Source organism: Acinetobacter sp. 129952, assembly GCF_056642055.1.
Genome location: NZ_JBWVSU010000001.1, coordinates 467,070 through 483,891, shown reverse-complemented (window position 1 = coordinate 483,891; position 16,822 = coordinate 467,070). Strand labels below are relative to the sequence as shown.

At 39.8% G+C, this 16,822-nt stretch carries 14 protein-coding genes and 1 pseudogene; 4 read left to right on the top strand and 11 right to left on the bottom strand.

The window, feature by feature from the left end; all coding sequences use genetic code 11:
- Positions 1-40: 40 nt before the first annotated feature.
- From AC1IR0_RS02300 to antA, 6 genes are all read right to left on the bottom strand, one after another.
- The gene (locus AC1IR0_RS02300) at positions 41-1,384 is read right to left on the bottom strand and encodes an MFS transporter (RefSeq protein WP_005107639.1); all 1,344 of its coding nucleotides are present in this window, start codon (positions 1,382-1,384) and stop codon (positions 41-43) included.
- Between the two features lie 19 nt (positions 1,385-1,403).
- On the bottom strand, positions 1,404-2,660 hold the full coding sequence (locus AC1IR0_RS02295; RefSeq protein ID WP_100355936.1) for an OprD family outer membrane porin: 1,257 nt from the start codon (positions 2,658-2,660) through the stop codon (positions 1,404-1,406).
- 451 nt (positions 2,661-3,111) lie between these two features.
- Positions 3,112-4,032 carry a catechol 1,2-dioxygenase gene (catA, locus tag AC1IR0_RS02290; RefSeq protein ID WP_409653507.1) on the bottom strand — a complete coding sequence of 307 codons (921 nt, stop codon included), beginning with the start codon at positions 4,030-4,032 and terminating at the stop codon, positions 3,112-3,114.
- 79 nt (positions 4,033-4,111) lie between these two features.
- Positions 4,112-5,146, bottom strand: a complete 1,035-nt coding sequence (gene antC / locus AC1IR0_RS02285; RefSeq protein ID WP_005107636.1) for an anthranilate 1,2-dioxygenase electron transfer component AntC — start codon at positions 5,144-5,146, stop codon at positions 4,112-4,114.
- A gap of 11 nt (positions 5,147-5,157) precedes the next feature.
- Positions 5,158-5,649: an anthranilate 1,2-dioxygenase small subunit gene (gene antB / locus AC1IR0_RS02280; RefSeq protein ID WP_005107634.1), complete on the bottom strand. Its 492-nt coding sequence runs from the start codon at positions 5,647-5,649 to the stop codon at positions 5,158-5,160.
- Positions 5,650-5,651: 2 nt separating this feature from the next.
- On the bottom strand, positions 5,652-7,067 hold the full coding sequence (antA, locus tag AC1IR0_RS02275; protein WP_409653502.1) for an anthranilate 1,2-dioxygenase large subunit: 1,416 nt from the start codon (positions 7,065-7,067) through the stop codon (positions 5,652-5,654).
- Between the two features lie 397 nt (positions 7,068-7,464).
- Here antA and AC1IR0_RS02270 point away from each other — a divergent pair, with 397 nt between their 5' ends.
- On the top strand, positions 7,465-8,637 hold the full coding sequence (locus AC1IR0_RS02270) for a tetratricopeptide repeat protein (RefSeq protein ID WP_409653499.1): 1,173 nt from the start codon (positions 7,465-7,467) through the stop codon (positions 8,635-8,637).
- A gap of 2 nt (positions 8,638-8,639) precedes the next feature.
- Positions 8,640-9,785: a non-hydrolyzing UDP-N-acetylglucosamine 2-epimerase gene (wecB, locus tag AC1IR0_RS02265; RefSeq protein ID WP_409653496.1), complete on the top strand. Its 1,146-nt coding sequence runs from the start codon at positions 8,640-8,642 to the stop codon at positions 9,783-9,785.
- On the opposite strand, the gene AC1IR0_RS02260 is transcribed toward wecB, so the two are convergent.
- The 5 genes from AC1IR0_RS02260 to AC1IR0_RS02240 are packed head-to-tail and all read right to left on the bottom strand — an operon-like array spanning position 9,782 to position 15,372.
- On the bottom strand, positions 9,782-10,657 hold the full coding sequence (locus AC1IR0_RS02260; RefSeq protein WP_313563975.1) for an alpha-amylase family protein: 876 nt from the start codon (positions 10,655-10,657) through the stop codon (positions 9,782-9,784). The two genes, wecB and AC1IR0_RS02260, sit on opposite strands and share 4 nt — an antisense overlap.
- Positions 10,657-12,477: a hypothetical protein gene (locus AC1IR0_RS02255; protein WP_409653493.1), complete on the bottom strand. Its 1,821-nt coding sequence runs from the start codon at positions 12,475-12,477 to the stop codon at positions 10,657-10,659. Before AC1IR0_RS02255 ends, AC1IR0_RS02260 begins: the two co-directional genes overlap by 1 nt.
- Entirely contained in the window at positions 12,474-13,727 is a 1,254-nt protein-coding gene (locus AC1IR0_RS02250) for a glycosyltransferase family 2 protein (protein ID WP_409653491.1), read from the bottom strand. Before AC1IR0_RS02250 ends, AC1IR0_RS02255 begins: the two co-directional genes overlap by 4 nt.
- The gene (locus AC1IR0_RS02245; RefSeq protein WP_409653488.1) at positions 13,724-14,617 is read right to left on the bottom strand and encodes a hypothetical protein; all 894 of its coding nucleotides are present in this window, start codon (positions 14,615-14,617) and stop codon (positions 13,724-13,726) included. The genes AC1IR0_RS02250 and AC1IR0_RS02245 overlap by 4 nt, the downstream gene beginning before the upstream one ends.
- Positions 14,614-15,372 (bottom strand): hypothetical protein, encoded by a 759-nt coding sequence (locus AC1IR0_RS02240; RefSeq protein WP_409653485.1) that lies wholly within the window; start codon positions 15,370-15,372, stop codon positions 14,614-14,616. The genes AC1IR0_RS02245 and AC1IR0_RS02240 overlap by 4 nt, the downstream gene beginning before the upstream one ends.
- Positions 15,373-15,807: 435 nt before the next feature.
- Between AC1IR0_RS02240 and AC1IR0_RS02235 the strand changes: the two genes are divergently transcribed.
- Both AC1IR0_RS02235 and AC1IR0_RS02230 read left to right on the top strand, forming a co-directional pair.
- Positions 15,808-15,969: a helix-turn-helix domain-containing protein gene (locus tag AC1IR0_RS02235; protein ID WP_409653482.1), complete on the top strand. Its 162-nt coding sequence runs from the start codon at positions 15,808-15,810 to the stop codon at positions 15,967-15,969.
- Positions 15,966-16,505: pseudogene (locus AC1IR0_RS02230) on the top strand (Fic family protein); the annotation flags it as partial. The gene AC1IR0_RS02235 and the pseudogene AC1IR0_RS02230, both read left to right, overlap by 4 nt.
- Positions 16,506-16,822 lie beyond the last annotated feature (317 nt).

Below are 16,822 nucleotides of genomic sequence, written 5' to 3'. Positions count from 1 at the left end.
AGCCAGATTTAAATCTGGCTTTTAATGCTATTAGATTAGTTTAAGCTATTTCTTTAATTTCAGTTTGTTCTGGGTATTTTGATTTCTCACTTAACACTTTTAAACTCAAGGCAATAAATGAAATAAATGTAGGAATTGCAAGGATGTAGAATAAGCCGCTTAAACTCAGATCAAATGTGAAAATTAAGGATCCAAAGAAAGCACCTAAAATTGCTCCAATTCGACCAATGCCATGCATCCATGAGACGCCTACAGCTCGACAGGTTGAAGGATAGGAAATGGCTGCTAAAGGTAGTAAGGAAGATTGAGCACCAGTAAGCAAAGCACCAATTAAGAATATGGTAATTCCAAAGAAAAATATGTCTGAACTTAAGAAGCCTGCTACAATAAATAAGCCAAAAGCAACCAGATAAGAGTATCGAATAACTGTATTAGGATTGGTTTTATCCATATACCAACCCATGATTATAGCGCCAATTACTCCACCAAAAGGAAAGATAGCGGCAATTAAGCTGAATTGCTGAGTAGTAAAACCTGCTGTTTTTAAAATGACTGGCATCCAACTGGTTAAAAGATAAAAGACTAATAAGCTCATAAAACAGCAAAGCCATAACATACTTGAGCTTACTAAATATTTACTTAAAACTTGCTTAACAGGACTTTGAGTAGACTGTATTTCAGTATGAGCCAATCTAATTGTGATTATATCGGAAAAGGGTTTTCCTTGTATAAGCTCTAAAATATGCTGAGCTTTTGAGAGTTGATTATTTTTGATTAAATATTGTGGTGATTCTGGCAATTTGACGAGTAGTATAATGACCAGAATAAGTGGAATAACACCGCCAATAATAATGACTTTAGCCCAGCCTAAACTCTCTAATAAATAAGCGGATAGAAGGCCGCCACAAGAAATTCCAAGCATGAATCCACAACCTGCCAATCCAGTTAAAAATGCTTTACGTTTTACAGGCATATATTCTGAAACAATTGTACTAATATTTGGCATAGCTGCACCTAAGCCAATACCAGTAATGAACCGGTAAATCATCAACTCTTGTGTTGAAGTAGCAAGTCCGCATAAAACTGTAAATACACCAAAAAGTAATGTGGTAAAAGTAATAACTTTTTTCCGCCCAAATTTATCAGCAAGAGGGCCAGACAGAATAGCGCCAATCGACATACCGACCAGGGCAGCACTCAAAACTGGTGCAAGTTGAGGTTTGCTTATCCCCCAATCATCTAATAATGCAGGTGCAATAAAACCAATAATACCAGTGTCTAAACCATCGCAAAAAAATACTAAAAAGCCTAGCGTAAATACTAGCCATTGTAATGGTGATAGTTTTTCACGGTCTATCACCGTATTAAGATCAATTGTTTTCATCTTTATTCCCTTAAAATTTTTAGAATTTTTTACTGTAATTTACAAAAAAACGATTCTCTGTGAAATCAGTGCCATATTTAACGTGATAATCAATTAAAAGATATTGCAAAGCTAAACCTTTAAGATAGGGTTGTTGAAATGCATAGCTTCCAATAAAATTAGCTTCACTTTCTCTATTTTCGCGACCATCAGCGGCGTTAAAGTTATTACCATATACATATTTAAGTGTTGTATTCAGTCCTGGAATATAATCTTTAAAATCGTAGCTATAGATGAAGTGATAAGACTTTTCATTTTCTTTAAAAAATCCTGTTGCATTCCAATTGATAAAATAAGGCTCAGGTAAAAAACCATCAAGTAAAGGATAGGCAGATTCACCCATAATTTGTTGATAACCTATACCGATACCGTGGTTCTTTATCTTTACGGTTTCAAGTAAACCAATGTTTTGCGCATCTATATTGAGTTGGTTATTGTCCTGTTGCGCATTAAAATATTTTAGCCTTGAATTTAAAGAAAAATGATCGGCTTTCCAGTTATGCTCAATACCTAAGTAATGTTTATTATAAAGATTTTCGAGATTACCAAAATAATATTCTGTTTTTAAATTGGGTGAAACTTGATAGCGCAGATCAATATAATTTAGAGCATCTGAATAGTGTTTGACTCCTGCAGCAGTATAAGAAAACTTGCGAAAATCTTCTTCATTTCTTGGAGATAACTTAGTGATATGTCCAAGCTCAAGCTGCAGTTGATCATTTATTTGAGAACGTAAATTTCCACCCCAATAAGAGTTCAGTAGCTGACGGCTACCGTCAACTGTAGTCAAAGGAAGATCTAGCCAAAGCTCTCCTAAGCTCAATAGCGTATCTTGATAGCCTAATTTTAAGGTAGCCCCATATTTAAAATAGTCAGCAGCTTGTGATTGAGTGATAGGATCAAACGGTAAAATAGCATCAGGTACATGTTTGTCTGAGCTGAGACGTACTGCATATTGGGTTGAAGCATTGACACCTATAGTGATAGGACTTCCTGCAAGACTAAGCGGAGTATCCTTCATTTGCGACGTATAAAACAATGATGCTGATTGTGACCAGCTTCCGATATCTTTTATTGAAGAAGAGTCAAAATCTCGTTCAATATAAACATTTTTAAGTGTAAATTTCCATTCTTGCTCAGTTGTTTCCGCTTGGCCAGATAAGCTTATTCCACTTAAAATACTAAATAATATAAATGATTTTTTTGATCCTACTTTTATTCCTTGCTGACCTATCATCTCATACCTTCCTTAGAGAAATTGATTATTCCTTGCTGTATTTCATTCACTTAAAAAACTTTTTCAGAGTATTGATTGAACGCTTTTTGCTTCTTTTAAACTATCCAGAAATTCCTAAACACCATCCATTTTTTCCAAATCAGATAATTGGGATATTTAGCTAAATAACTAAAAAAGATTGGGGGTATGATGTGTGAAGAAAAGATTTTCCAAAGAGAAGATTGTGCTAAAAGACTAGAGGCTTTTAGGAATATATTATTTTTTTAATAAAATAGGATTGAAGATAGATACATCAGTTTTTTAGAGAAAAGTAAAATAATTAAGGATAAAAAATATCTATTTCAATTGAGAAGTTTAGAAAATGGGGATGATATAATTAAGTTTAGCTTAATTTAAAACCCTCCACTTGAACTCAGATTAAGACTCAGTTCAAGTGGAGAGAAAAAGAGCACTATGCACATAAGCGACGACGTTCAACTTCTGCTGAAGGCGCTGAAACACTGTTTTTGACCAGAGATATATTAAATGTAATATGTTTAAAAGGTCTATCTACGCCATAACATTTAATTTCGCTTGGATCGGTAACTTCTACTGCTGTTGCGACTAAACCATCGCGCGTTGCGAAAGCAAAGTCATCCCATAAATATTGATCACCTTCAATATTGAACTGGGTGGTGAGCTTACGGAATCCAGGCGCAGATACAAAATAGTGCACGTGGGAAGGGCGATTACCATGACGGCCTAACTTGTTTAGCAAAGCCTGTGTAGTACCTTCTGGAGGACAGCCATAACCGACCGGCATCGTGGTTAACGCTACATATTTTCCTTTATCATCGGCAAAAATTGTGCGGCGTAAGTTGAAGTCTGATTGAGCTTTATCGAAGAAGGAATAATTTCCTAAACTGTTTGCATGCCATATTTCGACTTTGGCATTTTCAATTACATTACCTTCTGTATCGGTTACTGTCCCTTCAATAATGAGAGTATCAATTTGATTAGACTCAGAGCCATCATCCATACGGGCAAAACCCACAGACTCAGGTGCACCTGCTACATACAGAGGGCCTTCAATGGTACGTGGCGTACCTCCAGTGATACCTGCTTCTAAGTCGATTTCATCAGCTCGCAAGTCTAAAAAATGCTCCAATCCCAAGCCAGCTGCGAGTAGGCCCAGTTCATTAGCTTGTCCAGCATCAGTTAAATATTCTAAGCCTTTCCACACTTCAGACGGCTGAATATCGAGCTCATCAATGGCCTGAAAAAGATCTGTGACTAAACGGACAATGATTTCCTGTACTCGTGTGTCGACAGGTCCAGTGGCGGTGTCTACATTCATTTGCTTAACCAGATCACTAATTTGTTTGCGTTCCATGCTATTTTCCTTAAGTAGGTGTTTGATTTACATCCAAGCTATAAAGCTCAATACTTTTATTTTGGGTATTCCCATGTTCTTAAAAACGATTCGTTGTATTGCTTTGCAAAAATTTTTCACTATAAATGCGGTAGTCCTGTAGGGCTTGATCTTCCAGCCAGTCTTTTACCGCTTCAATCATTGGGGGTGGCCCACATAGGTATATGTCAAATGCTTGCTCTGCAAGCTGGTCTTTATTTAAATGGTCCTGAATATAACCGGTTTTACCAGTCCAACTTTCTGACGCCTTACTAATTATTGGCTGATACTTAAAATTAGGCATCCGTTCGGTATACTTATGTAAACGTTGTTGTTCACACAAATCGGCTTCTTGGTTCACGCCATAATAAAGATGTACTGCTGGGGCATTAGGTTGTTCAGCGATATTATCCAGCATCCCTAAAAAGGCAGATAATCCCGTCCCACCAGCAATAAAGACCAAGGGGCGCTCGACTTCACGCAAATAGAAACTGCCTAAAGGAGCTTCCATATAAATGGTCTGTCCTACTTCACAACATTCACGCAAGTAATTGCTCATTACACCGTTTGGCAGCAGGCGAATTAAGAATTGCAACTGGTTGGTTGCATTAGGCTGGTTTGCAAAAGAATAAGAACGCCATTCCTCAGAATTCGGAATTTGCAGACGTGCATATTGACCCGGTAAAAAGTTCAAAGGTTGCTTATAACTGCTGGCATCAATATGCAAAATGGCCGTGGTTTCAGAAACAAGTTCTACTGCAGTCACTGTAGTGGCAATTTTTAAAGATTCGCCAGCATTACAAAGATTTGAATTATGATCGAAGTAAAAAGAAGCATTAGATTTTACCCGGGTTTGGCAAGCCAATATCTTACGTTCTGCCAAATCGCGTTCACTGAGTGCCTCTTCATCGACATATTCCTGTTCGTAAGAACCGCTTTCACATTGGCCCTGACAGGTTCCACATACCCCTTCACGACAATCCAAAGGTAGTGTAATCCCTTGACGAATTGCTGCATTGAGCAGCAATTCGTCATCATGTACAGAGATGAAGAAGGTTTTACCATCAGCGAAATTGAGCGCGACTGAATAAGTCATAGTATTGATCCTTAAACATGATAAAAGTCTAAGACAGAGTCAATTTTGTCATTTAGCAAAACTGTATGTTGACGGCGGATACGGAAGCTATCTTGATCTTTGCGTAAGGTATAAGTGGCATGACCATAAAAACTGCCTTCCAAGCCTTGACGGTTATACAGGGTGTGCCATGCTACTTTTGCTTCAATTAAGCCATCATCTAGTTCTTTAACCCGAACATTCTTAATCATGTGTAAGGTGCGTGGTAGGGGGGTGGCAGAGGCCGCCTTACCGGTACGGATGCGAAAAATTCGGTCTTCCAGCCCTGTACGGTCTTCATAATAAATATACGACAAGCCCTGATTCGGATCTTGGATATAGTTATGATCATCAATCCACTGTGGAATATGGTATTCACTATCTTCATCATATAGATCAAGATAAGCATCCCAATCATAGGTATCACAAAGTTCAGCTTTTTTGATTAAAAACTGAGAAACAGCAAAGTTAAGTTCAGCAGTCATGATTACACCTCGTCCTTGATAGTGTGTTGCTCAAAAGTCACATCTTGCATTTTTAATGCTTTTTTATTTAGGCCATTTAGCATTAAACGTTGCCATTGACCATGTTGATTGACATACAGGCCTTCATGGGTAAATTCACGTCCAGTAATGACTGGCTTAATGTTTAAATCTTGAGCATTTTGGGTAATACCATATTCCCAAGTATGATGACCTCTAGAAATATCACTCCAGCGCTCGAGTCGAGCTTGGAAACCTTTTTGTTGTTCACGGAATTCTACAAGGTCATCTGGGGTGCCTAAACCTGACACGTTAAAAAAGTCTTCAAACTGGCGAATACGGTTACGACGTGCTTCGGCAGACTCACCCTTAACCCCAATACATTGACTAATAACTTCTGTTTTATTCCATGCCACAGGACGAATAATACGTAACTGAGAGCTGATTTGATCCATAAAGAATAGGCTAGGGTACAAATTCAGATTTCTTAAACGATGCATTGCCCATTCGGCACGTTTTTCTCCGTATTTTTCTAAAAGGTATGGCATTACAGTGCTATAACCTGGACGGACTGTTGGATTGGGCATATCACTAAACAATACACTATGACCATTTTTAAAGCTGAACCAACCATCATCAGTTGCAGAATCACCAGCACCTAATTTGCTGTAATCTAACGTATCTAAGTCAGCTCCTTTTTCGATATTCACTTGCTGACGATGCTGTACAGTCGATACATAGTTATAGTGCACTGTACTGACGTGATAACCGTCTAAACCATTTTCATTCTGTAATTTCCAGTTGCCTGCAAAGGTATAAGCTGATTTACCTTGCAATACTTCAAGCTCACCCGTTGGTGACTGCTCAACCATTAAATCGAGAAAGACCTTGGCATCACCTAAGAAATCCTCTAAAGAATCTGTCGCCTGACTGTCTAAGCTGACAAATACGAACCCACGATAACTAGAAATGCGACCTTGTTTGAGACCACGTGTGGTTTTATCGAAGTGTTCGCAATATTCACCTGGCGCTTTGACTTTAATCAAGCGGCCATCTGACTTATAGGTCCATGCATGGAAAGGACAAGTAAACGTGGTTTGGTTTCCTTTGCTGACACGTGTCAGGGTAGCACCCCGGTGTTCACATGCATTAACCATGGCATGAAGTTCACCATTACTGTCACGGCTGATAATCAGGGGTTGGCGACCAATTTGAACGGTCACAAAATCATTATTATTTGGAATTTCACTTTCATGACAGGCATAAATCCAGACTTTTTCAAAGATTTGTTCCATCTCAAGGTCAAACAGTTCAGCTTCAGTGAACATGTCTCGAGCAATCCGGTACACACCATCGTGTGGACGAAAATCAATACAGTTCTTAACGAAGCCCTGCCATTCAGTAATGCTGCGTGAGGTCATTGTTGTATCCTCTAGTCCATTAGGGTAATTTCCCTTATTAAAGAGAAATTCATCCTACAGAGCTATCCGAATCCTCCAGATCTTTATCCGTTTTTTAGGATATTAAATAATTTTTAATTTAAATAATTAGCCCGAATCGCGGATAAGCAATTGGTCGTGAAAAATAGGAGGATAAGAGCAATCAGCTAAGTTACCGCATAAATAAGAAAATTATTATTTGAATAATAGATTTATCAGTTTGAGTAGGATTTATAATAGTAATGTTCTCATATTTTCTGTGAATATCATATCTCCTGTTAAAAAAATAGAGAGTTTAGTAACTTAATTTAATTCACATTAAGTTTAAAATAAATTGCTGTTATAGTGTGAACTATAATATTCTAATTCATGCATTAAAATGAAAAGATTACCTACTATTTCAAGTATTTTCCTGATTATTATAACTTTATCAACTCGAGCGCAAACCCTTCCTGAAACTTATATATTGTGGGAACAATATTACCAAGTTGAACAAAAGGATCTCGAACAGGCAACACAACTTTTACAGCAGATTAGTCAAAAATCACCGAGAGATCCAAAGGTCTGGAAAACTTGGGCCTATCTGGAAATGCGTAAAAATAATAATAATCAAGCCTTAATCTATATTGATCGAACGCTTGAATTAACACCAAATGATGAACAATTGTTGTTGCAAAAAGCTTATCTATTGAATGCTGCTCAGCGTAATCCCGAGGCTTTAGAAATATTTAAAAAACTGCAAAGTTCCTCAAATCCTGAAACTGCAGCAAAAGCCCAACAAGCAGTACTCAATTTAAGTGGAACAACAAGTGGTCAGACTCAAAATACCTTTGCTGATATCTATTTTTCTCCTTCTTTTGAAGGACGTTATGACACAGCCATCTTGCCCTTGAAGCTCCGTTATGGACGTTATTGGGGAGAAGAGAACCGTGGCCAGATTTATGGCTTTGCCAGCATTAACAGGGATACCCAATCTACCGGCGGTGCGCGACCTGAGATTATTGACCAGAATGCAGCCATTGTCGGTGTTGGAACAAATTACCGTCCTTGGGAATGGCCGCTCTATCTATATCTGGAACTCGGCGGAAGTTATGATCTAATCGATTTAAACCGAGACAAATTCAGGGAAAGTATTAATTTTGGTTTGACCAGTTATCAGGAATGGTATTGGCATGATTCCGAAACCAGTCATAGTCCGGTTACCCAGAAGACTCAGTATTTTGCCGAACTGTATGGCAATGCAGCGAGCTATTCACGTGAAGATTATAATGTAATTGGCGACCTGCGCTTGCGTACCGGTTGGAACTTTAACCGGGATCATCTAGGCAATATCCAGACTTATCTGAAGCTACATACGATTAATGACTCCAATAACGAGTTTTATAACAACCTGGCAGAGCTGGGACCGGGTATAGCCTGGCAACCTGCAGACTTTCCGGTCAAGCTACGTGTTGAACAGATGTATGGCAAATATGTAAATGGGGCACCTGTGTCTGGAAAAAGAACTTTTGATAATACCCGAGTGGAACTGACTTATTACTGGAGCTTTTAACCATGCCGATTGATCTTTCTTTTATTTTTGGTACTCGCCCTGAACTGATTAAATTAGCACCCGTCATCTTAAAAGCCCAGCAGGATTCACGATTTAGAGTCAGTGTGGTATTTACCGGTCAGCATCTGGAATTGGTACAGGATGCGATCGAGTTTTTCCAAATCAAGATTGATCATCATCTGCAAATCATGCAACCTGGCAAAAGTCTAAATATTCTATTAAGCAAGGCATTGACCGAACTCGATCAAGTATATCGTGACATGCCGAAATGTGATGTAATTATAGTGCAAGGGGATACCACCACTGTACTTGCAGGTGCTCTGGTGGCCTTTAACCTGAATATTCATCTGGCGCATGTTGAAGCCGGATTACGCTCTTTTGATCTGATGCATCCATTTCCGGAAGAAGGTAACCGACAACTGGTTTCCCGTTTGGCCCGCTGGCATTTTGCCCCTACCTGGCGTTCTGCAGAAAACTTGCGTCAGGAAAATATTCCGGACCAGCAGATTTTTATTACCGGTAATACCGTGGTTGATGCTATTTATCATGCCCGTGATTTAATGCAATCTTCTTCTCAGCAGTCTGAGCAAAGGTTAGAGCGAATGGGGCTGAAATTAAGTGAGCAAGATAAACTGGTCTTGCTGACCGCACATCGACGGGAAAATTTTGGTGAAGGTATTCAAAATATCTGTGCCGCCATCCATACACTATGTCGCCGTTATCCAGAGCTGCATTTTGCTTGGCCTGTGCATCTCAATCCGCAGGTATATGAAATTGCCTATCGCGAGTTTCTGGATCATCCGCAGGTACATTTGTTAAAACCTCTGGATTATCCGGATTTACTGGCTGTTTTAGGTGCAGCCTATTTTATTATGACTGATTCAGGCGGTATTCAGGAAGAAAGCCCCACTTATCAAAAACCGGTGCTCACACTGCGGGATGTAACTGAACGCCCCGAAGTGGTTGAAGCAGGGTGTGGAATACTGGTCGGTACCGACCAGGCCAAAATCGTACAAGAGTTTTCTCGTCTAATGGATGATTCAGCCTATTATCGACAACATGCAGAAGTCGAAAATCCATTTGGTGATGGTCATGCTTCGGAACGTATTTTGGAACAGATGCTGCAAGATTTAACAGCCAGAGCTTAGTAATTGATTTTCATCCACAAATAAAGCCAGAGCACACTGGCTTTATTTAAATAATGTGGACCATCAAAAATATAGACACGCTCTCCAGCATAAGCTTTTAACTGTTTTGCAATTTCCCAAGGATAAGCTGCACGAAAGCCGCCTCCCGGTTTAGGCCGGAAAGCTTCGAGAATAATCACAACTCTTTTGTCACCAACCTGATGTTTAAGATTTTGATAAATCACCGCCGCTTCTTCGGGGCTGCGCGTGCCCACACCGACGCCATCCTGAAAAAAGACTTGAGCATTATCAGGCAACCAGCTTTCAAGCCAATAATGTAAAAAACGTGATTTGCGGTCTGCACTATAAATGCTGATCCAGACTGGTCGCTGGAACTCGGCAACATAACGCGCCAGATTGGCAACTCCATGCCAGCTTGGGTCAGCTTCTACAGGAAAATAATAAGCAGCAGGCTGAACTGGAAGAGAAGTTTTAATAATCTGTTGGGATTGCAAAAAGAGCTGGTCAATATTTTCACGTGCCACAGGTTCCTGAAAAATGCCTGCCAGACCTAAGATAACCTGCTTGGACCAGGGTTGTTCGGTAATCGTATTCCAGTCCGGCTGATGTTGCCATTGGGCTCCGGAGATTTCTTTAAAAAAGGAGCGTCCGTCTACAATACTCCATTGAGTGACTAAGGTATCGATGCCTAATAAGTGCCAGTTACCGGAGGCGTGACTCATCTGGTCAACCTGCCAGAAAATACCCTCAATTTTAGGCGCTGTTACCGCTTTAGCATCTGCACGTGCCATAAAAAACGCAGAGCCAGTAAAAGCCAAGGCAGGAAGTGCCAGTAACACTAGTAAGCCTAAAATCAGGTATTTTTTCATCATTATTCTTCTTTGGTTTTTTGTGCCTTACGGGTTCTGCGCCAGAACAGCAGCCCTATAATAAGCGCAGCAACAATCACTAGAATAATAGCAATAGTTCGCATAGAAATCTGTTCAATTATCGGGGTTTCTGCATTTTCTATAGCGGTTTGACTAAGTACGGTAATTTGCCCTTGGGCAGAAATAAACAAGGCCGCAGTATTGTTCGGGATTTTCTGCTGGATTTGCGGCCAGAAGCGGGCAAAATTTTCTACCCCGAGGTTGTTGTCGCTATAAATCCAGAAACTCCCGTTTCTGATGGTGATCAAACTACCATTTGCCGTAGTAGGTAAGTAAAGAATCTGACTGTATTTTTGCAATTCGGATTGATAACGCTGGGCATTCAACAGGATATTAATGATTTTAGGTGTACTTGGATTCAGCTGGGTGATATTCAGACCAATTGGATCATTACTGAGCAGCATGTTCTTGGCAACTTGAGCCAGGCTGATCGCGATGGGGGTGGCTACAGGCGTATTCATGGCAATTTCAGGAGTCTTGTCAAAAACTGTAGACAGGCTGATGACTCCCTGTTTCATCTGGTAAGGCAGACTAAGCTTGGATTTTTTAGCATCAATCCATAAGGCATTACCCGCATTAGGTAGACAATTATTGCTATTTAACTGGTTATTACTCACCGTCATGTTAAAGCTGTTGGTATAGGGATAATCTGCACCTACAAATTCAAACTGCCGCTCAACCGGGCTGGAATCCAGTTTTGCCAGACTGGTACTACCTGCGAGTACTTCATTGAGCCAAACCTGTAAGGTCGAGCCTTGTAAGAGTCCGCTTTGCGAACGGAAATTAAGCTGACCCTTTAAAATATCCGTAGCTTCCCAAACAGCAGGAAAGACCAGTGAAATATTTTTGGGAGTATTGTCTAGTTTGAAATCGGAAATGCCCAGATCAGCCAAGCTTTCAAAACGGCGTACACTGGCCCAGTTTGGTCGTGCGACAGGGCCATTTAAACTCGCTGTTGCAGTATTTAGTTGTGCCAGATATTGCTGATTGAGCAGGGCATTGACGGCCATCAATAATTGGGATTCTGAAGAGTATTCAATCGTCAGGCTTGGTACCTGGTTAACCTGATTTAGACTCATCCGTGCTGCGGGTAATTTTGCGGCCGAACGCTGAATATTGATCATGAAATCAGGTGCTGATTCAGGAGTGGTATTTAGCCGCCATTGCACAGGTGTCGCAAAATTCCAGGCCGTTGCCAGCCTACTCATCATGGTGGCTTCCAGGAAATTTGCCGTATTAAAACCTAGCAGTGCCTGTACTGGTTCTGAGCGGTTCAATTGGCTATTGAACAGGACATCCGGGAGTTGATTCAGCTGCATGCTGTTACGCTGCGATTGGTAACTCAGATTTGGTAGAGTCAAGGTAGTCTGTAAATTGCTTGATTCAAGACAAATATTGGCAGTACTTTGTCCAGGTCCTGGTTTTTGTAAAATACTGATATCCAGCCGATGAAAACCGCTGTCGGCAGGGGGGAGGCTAAAATTTAATGTGCCTTTACCACTCAAATTTTGTTGATGAATCAGCTGATTGTCATACCGGACAATCACTGTACTGCTACCCTGTACATTAAACTGACTGCTGAACTGGACATCCTGCCAGCTTTCACCTTTTCCAACATAAAAAAAGTAAGGTGTAGTTTGCTCTACATGCCGTGCAACTACATCATCAAGCTTCCAGGTGGCCGCATAGAGAGGTGCACTAGACAATGCCAAGATAAGTGAAGACATTAATCTCAAAGGAGCTGTTTTTATGTGCATGATCATTTTTTTTCCTTCTTTCGTTCTGTCTTGTACCAAGTAATTCCCTCACCCTTGATTTTGCCTTTTAACATGTCCCAGGCGGCTTTAAAGACAATCAGGAGAAATACCTGTGAATAGGTGAAATAAGCGATAAAGGCATAGAAGTAAAATCGTTTAGGCACTTCTTTTTCCAGACTGAGGGTGAACCAGATCTGGACCAGATAAAGAATAAAGGCCAAAATGAAGAGTAAGGTAAATGGACCGGGAATCGTGGTGCCATCAATACCGAGTAGACCAACCACCAGCGTCATATGACTTAAGAACAGGGCTGGCACAAAAATGATGTAACACATAATATTGTTGCCGATCTCCATTCCGATTGGAAAAGGATGCCGGAGCGCTGTTCTTAAATATTTACGGGTTACATAAAAGTTACCTTGAGTCCAACGCGAGCGTTGTTTGATAAAAATATTCAGGTCGCCCGGATCCTGTTGCCAGCCTACGGCATAAGGCACCCATTTAATCCGTTTATGTCCCAGAAAAATCCGGTAACTCATTTCGGTGTCATCGACCAAGGATTTTTCGTCAAATCCGCCTAGAATATCGAGTGCATCTCGCCAGATCACATAATTGGTTCCCATTAGGGTGGAAAGACGGAAACGCAGCCAGCGTCCACCCTGAAAAATCCACTGGAAATAGATAAACTCGATAGCGATAAAGGTACTAAGGGGGCTGTCTTTCCAGTTGCGGGTACGAACTTTGCCATTCACTGCGACCAGACTAGAATCTGCCAGCAAGGTCTGGGCAATCAGTCGCACACAATCTGGCTCTGGCGTACTGTCCGCATCATAAACCGCAATCAATTCTCCGCGGGCATGTTTGAGTCCGTTATTCAAAGTTCTGGATTTACCTTTACCGCCTTGACCTTTAGGCACATTGATGACCCGAATGACTGGAAATTCGGCTGCCATACGATCGGCAATTTCCTGGGTATTGTCTTTGGAGGCATCATTAATCAGCAGTACTTCATAGCTTTCAGCCGGATAATCCTGTGCAGCTAGAGAGCGTAAGGTATCTTCAATCACCAGTGCTTCGTTATATGCCGGCACCAGTACACTCAGCATGGGCCAACGTTCAGGTATTGCTAAATTGGTCAGTTCCTGACTGGCTCGAATCGAATAGCGCCAGGCAGAAAAGCTGAGCCAGGCCCAAAAGGCCTGTGGAATCCAGATCCCGATAAAGCCAGTAATAAACAGAATATCGATCATGCTCATGATTTTTTGAACCTCCGCCATAACATGGTGATCAGGAGGATGAGCATTAAGATAACGATCACAACAACGGATGCCCAGGAAGTAGAGGTACCCCAGAAGCTTAATAAATTAGGGTAATGGGTCGAGAGCACCAGATGTAATGGCAAGATTACGATTCCTGCTGAGAGCAAGACATAGCCGAATGGATTGGTATGCGTCCGGTTCAGTTGGCTGTCAAAGCGTGTATTTAAAAAGGTCCAGGAAATTCCCAATTCAGGATAAGCGATCTCACTTTCGGCAAGTGGCGCCTGAGGATTCAGGATAATTCCGGTACCATTGAAAGCAGTTTGTGGGTAGGCGGTGTAAAATTGTTGCTGACCCGATTGAATTAAACGGGCGGGTAAAGGCAGTTGTCCAGGATTGGCCTGAACAATGTAAAGTCCCGCAGGTAAAGTTTTGAGATTCGGATTCCAGCCATCCTGTATATAGGCAGCCATGGGACGTAGACCTGCACTGGTGGCGAGGGTCGCAAGTCCGCGAAAACGCTTTGGTTCGATACTGCTTAGATCAAGAATCGGGATAGCACCTTCCGAAACCTCCTGTTTGATCTGAAAGTAGATTGACGGTTTCATGAAATTTTCAGGAATGATTAAACCCGGTTTAATACCCTGATTTTTCATGTTTTGATAAGTTTCGTAGTGTATTTGATCAAAGCTAAATACCGGCCATAACTTCCTAGGAACTGGGAAGTAGGCTGGAATTTGCGTAATATCTGAGGAAGCTTGTTGCTGAACAGGATCGGCTGTTTTAAGCTCACATTGATAATATTGTTGATAATAAGAACTCAGTACTGGGTCAGGCAGTGTATTGACTGAAACGATCAGACCGCAGACATGCAAAAAATGACTCATAGGCGTTCCTCCAAGGAGGGTCGGCCCTGATGATGGGGTAGATGAGTAATCTCTGTTTTAATCAGTTCAATCTGTTTGATTTTTTCAATCAGTTGTTTGGAAATAGTAGATTCTCGATCGGCAATCATAATTACGCGCAAGACCGAGAGCCGGCTATCAGTAAAGGAAAAGTGAGGAACTTCAAACTTATTTTCCAGCACATGGATAATTTTTTGTTGCAACAGTTTTAGTTCATCCACCTGCAACATATCTCTTAATAAACTGTGGTTGGTAATTTCTATATAAATTTCATCGTATTGAGGAATCAGATTCAGATTTAACATATCCTGAACTTGAGTTTGGGTATAGAAATAAGTACTGATAGGTAATGTTTTATGGGTCAGATTTTTACGATAAGTATCCAGTAAATTGTCGGTTTGCCTGTTGGTCGACATCATTTCATAGTAAATACTAAGTAGAAGTGGCGCTACAGGTAGAATAAAAAGCTGCAAGAAGCGAGTATTAATATCCATGCTGTCAGCTTGGACATTAAATAAAATATAAATAAAAAGAGTAATAAAAATGACAATACTTAGTACAACGGACTGAACTGCATTTAAAAAGCGTCCCAGTAGAATAAAGCCAATTAGAAGAATCCAGCTTCCCACCAGTTCTGTACGTACCCATTCATAGCCAATTAGTCCTATAAATATAACTATGACCATGGGCAAAAAGGTAATGGTTTGATTTGTCCTTACTAACCAATTTTTTTCCATTAAAATAATTATTTAAAGTAATAATTTAGGATATTAATGAAATAATTACATAAATAATGTATGAAAAATATATATATTTTTTTTTCAAAGTTTAAGTTAATAATTCTTTTTGTATAGAAAGTTTTTATTAATAAAGATAAATATTGTTGATTTTTTTGATTAAATCTTAAATGCTTGTATATAAGTATTTGTTTTTATGTAAATAATAATAAATTATCTTAACCTTAAATATCTTTCACTAGGCAAAAAAATCAGCATTCTTTCGATGAGGATTCGTAGATTATTTTCTTGATGACGATGCATAATCTACAAATGAAAATACATCGATTCAAAGAAATTTCTGAATCACAGTTTAAGTGATATACACATCTCTTGGTAAATCTTTTATTTAAGGATTGAGCAATCAAAAAAAATTGCGCTTCTATTCAAGGTAGATTGTCTAAGTTGAGTATCGAGGATCAAGTTCTGCCCTGTCTGATTTGTTGGCGAGAATCTCAAACCTTATTTCACGTTGCTATGCGTTACGGAGTTTCAGAGCCAACAGCCTCAAGAATTTTACGACATATTGAAGGTTGCCTGATTAAGTCCACTGTTTAATGGGAAAGTTCTTACAATGGCTGGCTGAAGGTAATGAGCACCCATTAATTCACAGTTCAGTATTTCATTATGAATTTGAGTTTATACATCCATTTACTGATGGTAATGGGCGAATAGAGCGTTTGTGGCAAACTTTAATCTTAAGCCAGTGGAATCCAATTTTTCTCAATATCCTTGTAGAAAGCTTGATTTATCAAAACCAAAAAGCTTATTACGATGCATTGTAAGCGAGCACAGATCGTTCAGATTCTGCACCTTTTATTGAGTTTATTTTGCAGATGATTCTAGATGCAATACTTAGTTCTGATGCCAGCGATCAAGATACCACTCAAGTTAGCGATCAAGTTAAATATCTCATCCAGCATATGGAGCAGAAGGAATATAACCTAACTGAGCTGATGGCTTTATTAGACTTGTCACACCGAGCAACATTCCAAAAAAAATATTTAAATCCAGCATTGGAGGCTGGGGTAATTGAACGAACGCTCCCTAATAACCCAAAGAGTCCTAAGCAAAAGTACAAATTAAAAAATTGAACTATACTGAGCTTGATGTGATTATTAATATCATAATGAGCTAAATGTAATGATATAACATTGCATTTATTTTTAGGTATAATTTTCTGCTATAATGCCGTACGCCACTTCAAATCCTGAATTCGGATTTGAACAAGATTTTAAAGTGATTCAATGCACTAAATCTAATTTGGGTCAAAATTGGGTCAATGAATTTTTTTATTCAATAAAATATATTTAGAATGAATAGGTTAGGATTTGAGTTCAATTGACGCCACCTCCATCAAAATTCTTGTTATAAATCAGCCGCTTAATTAAGTGGCTTTTTTATTGCCTAA

Bases quoted from the DNA above. Each gene is read 5' to 3' on its own strand.
- antC (WP_005107636.1), bottom strand. From the start codon at position 5,146: ATGACTTATTCAGTCGCGCTCAATTTCGCTGATGGTAAAACCTTCTTC.
- AC1IR0_RS02255 (WP_409653493.1), bottom strand. From the start codon at position 12,477: ATGATCATGCACATAAAAACAGCTCCTTTGAGATTAATGTCTTCACTT.
- wecB (WP_409653496.1), top strand. From the start codon at position 8,640: ATGCCGATTGATCTTTCTTTTATTTTTGGTACTCGCCCTGAACTGATT.
- AC1IR0_RS02260 (WP_313563975.1), bottom strand. From the start codon at position 10,657: ATGATGAAAAAATACCTGATTTTAGGCTTACTAGTGTTACTGGCACTT.
- AC1IR0_RS02250 (WP_409653491.1), bottom strand. From the start codon at position 13,727: ATGAGCATGATCGATATTCTGTTTATTACTGGCTTTATCGGGATCTGG.
- AC1IR0_RS02240 (WP_409653485.1), bottom strand. From the start codon at position 15,372: ATGGAAAAAAATTGGTTAGTAAGGACAAATCAAACCATTACCTTTTTG.
- AC1IR0_RS02245 (WP_409653488.1), bottom strand. From the start codon at position 14,617: ATGAGTCATTTTTTGCATGTCTGCGGTCTGATCGTTTCAGTCAATACA.
- antA (WP_409653502.1), bottom strand. From the start codon at position 7,067: ATGACCTCACGCAGCATTACTGAATGGCAGGGCTTCGTTAAGAACTGT.
- antB (WP_005107634.1), bottom strand. From the start codon at position 5,649: ATGACTGCTGAACTTAACTTTGCTGTTTCTCAGTTTTTAATCAAAAAA.
- AC1IR0_RS02295 (WP_100355936.1), bottom strand. From the start codon at position 2,660: ATGATAGGTCAGCAAGGAATAAAAGTAGGATCAAAAAAATCATTTATA.
- AC1IR0_RS02270 (WP_409653499.1), top strand. From the start codon at position 7,465: ATGAAAAGATTACCTACTATTTCAAGTATTTTCCTGATTATTATAACT.
- catA (WP_409653507.1), bottom strand. From the start codon at position 4,032: ATGGAACGCAAACAAATTAGTGATCTGGTTAAGCAAATGAATGTAGAC.
- AC1IR0_RS02300 (WP_005107639.1), bottom strand. From the start codon at position 1,384: ATGAAAACAATTGATCTTAATACGGTGATAGACCGTGAAAAACTATCA.